Annotated in this window: 1 protein-coding gene and 1 pseudogene; both read right to left on the reverse strand. The window is 80.4% G+C overall.

The features are described 5' to 3' along the window. Positions 1-125: 125 nt before the first annotated feature. Positions 126-1,847, reverse strand: coding sequence for an ABC transporter ATP-binding protein/permease (locus tag ACYVO2_RS37165; protein WP_461012547.1), 1,722 nt, complete (start codon positions 1,845-1,847; stop codon positions 126-128). Beyond that, a pseudogene (locus ACYVO2_RS37170) lies at positions 1,844-2,322 on the reverse strand (nitroreductase); the annotation flags it as partial. The pseudogene ACYVO2_RS37170 and the gene ACYVO2_RS37165, both read right to left, overlap by 4 nt.

The following is a 2,322-nucleotide window of genomic DNA, read 5'->3' on the forward strand; positions in this document are numbered from 1 at the left end:
CGGGGGGCCGCCCGGTGCCGCGGCCGGACGGCGGCGCGGGGCGGGGCGGGGACGGGTCGGCGCGGCGCTGCGCGGGGATGGCGGGGCGCGCGGTCGGTTCTGGTTCCACGGGGTTCCTCGGCGGGTCAGGGGCGCAGGTCGGCGGTGGCCAGCGCGGTGTAGGTGCCGCCCGCGCCGACCAGCTCGACGTGGTCGCCCGCGGCGTCCACCCGGCCGCCGTCGAGCACCACGATGTGGTCGGCGTCCCGCACCGCGGCGAGCCGGTGCGCGACGATCAGGCAGGTGCGGCCCGCCGCGGCGTGCCGCAGCGAGCGGGTGATCTCGCTCTCCCTGCGCTCGTCCACGGCGCTGGTCGCCTCGTCGAGCACCAGCACGGGCGCGTCGCACAGCAGCGCCCTGGCCAGGGCGAGCCGCTGCCGCTGGCCGCCGGAGAGGGTGGCGCCGCGCTCGCCGAGCACGGTGGCGTAGCCGTCGGGCAGCGCCGCGATCTCGTCGTGGACGCCCGCGGCGCGGCAGGCGGCGGCCAGCTCCTCGTCGTCGGCGCCGGGGCGGGCCAGGCGCAGGTTGTCGGCGACGGAGGCGTGGAAGAGGTAGGTGTCCTGGGAGACCACGGCGACGCCGCGGCGCAGCGCGTCCAGGGACAGCTCCCGCACGTCGGTGCCGCCGACCAGCACGGCGCCGCCCTGCGGGTCGTGGTGCCGCTGGAGCAGCGCCAGCAGCGTGGACTTGCCGGAGCCGGACGGCCCGACGACGGCGGTGGTGCGGCCCGCCGCGCAGGTGAAGGTGACGCCGTCCACGGCGGCCCGCCCGGCGCCCGGGTAGGTGAAGCGCACGTCGCGGAAGGCCACCTCGGGGGCCTCGGTCCAGCGGGGGCGCAGCGTGCCGGAGTCGGGGACCGCGGGCCGGGCGGTGCGCAGCGCGGCGATGCCGTCGGCGGCGGACACCCCCAGATACCCGGCGTGCCACTCGCGGGACAGGTCCCGCAGCGGCCGGAACACCTCGGAGGCGAGCATCAGCAGCAGATACGTCTCCGCGCCGGTGGCGTGCCCGCCGGCCGCGGCGGAGCAGGCCAGCAGCACCGCGGCGAGCGTGCCGCCCTGGATGGCCAGGTCCGTCAGGCCGGTGTCCACCAGGGAGAGGCGCAGCTTGGCCACGGTGGCGCGGTGCAGCAGCGCCGACCGCTCCTGGAGGGCGGCGCGCCTGCGGCCCACGGCCCCGGTGGCGCGCAGCACGTGCATGTGCTGGAGGGCCTCCAGGTAGTCCGCGGACAGGTGCTCGTAGCTGTCCCAGTGCTCCCGGCCGCGCCTGGCCAGCGCCCGGTCCCACAGGCGGGGCGCGAGCAGCGCCAGGGCGACGGCCCCGGCCAGCGCGGCGGCCGCCGCGGGCCGCAGCGTCGCCACCCACACCAGCAGGGCCGCGGGCACCAGGCACACTACGGCCAGTTGGGGCAGGTAGCGCGACAGGTAGGTGTTCACGCCCTCGACGCCGTCCACGACCGTGGCGCGCAGCGCGCCGGAGCGCGCGGTGGCGCGGTGCGCGGGGCCGAGCCGCCCGAGGCGCTCCAGCAGCTCGTCGCGGAGCGCGAGCCGGATGCGGGCGCCGGCGTCGGCCGCGGCCACCTTCTGCCGCCACGTCAGCACCGCCCGCAGCGCCAGCACGCCCGCCACCGCGGCCAGGTGGCCGGGCAGCGCGCCGGTGCGGCCCCGCCCGGCGTCGGCCAGCACGGCGGCGAGCAGCGCGGCCTGCGCCACATGCGCCGCGGAGACGGCCAGCAGCAGCCCGGTGGCGCGCAGCAGCGGCCCGGGCGCGCCGCGCGCCGCGCGCAGCAGTTCCGGATGGAGCATCACGGTCCTTCGTCCTTCCGGCCGGTGTCACAGGGTTGGGGGTCGCCCGGCGCCGCGACGGCGAGGCCGTGCACGATCCACCGCTCGCCGGGCGGGCCGCCGAGCGCGGCCCCGAGGTCGGCCCGCTGCCAGGAGCCCACGGGGCGCGAGCGCAGCCCCAGCGCGGCGGCGGTGGCCTCGGCCCGTGCCGCCGCCCAGCCCGCGGCCAGGTGGGCGGTGCGCGCCTCGGCGGGCGCGGACCCGTCCGGCAGGCCGTGGGCGATCAGCACCGCGCCCGCCCCGGCGAGCCAGCCCTGGCCCGCCGCCCACACCGCGAGGGTCGGCCTGGCCTCGCCGCGCGCCACGAGCCCCCGCCCGCGGGCGGCCACCAGGCCGGGCTCGGCCCCGCCGACGGCCGCCCACCACCGCGGTCCGCCGGGCCAGGCGAGGTCCGCCGCGGCGAGCACGGCGGCCAGCGCGGCCGGGTCCGGCGCCACGG

The organism is Streptomyces capparidis, from assembly GCF_054782095.1.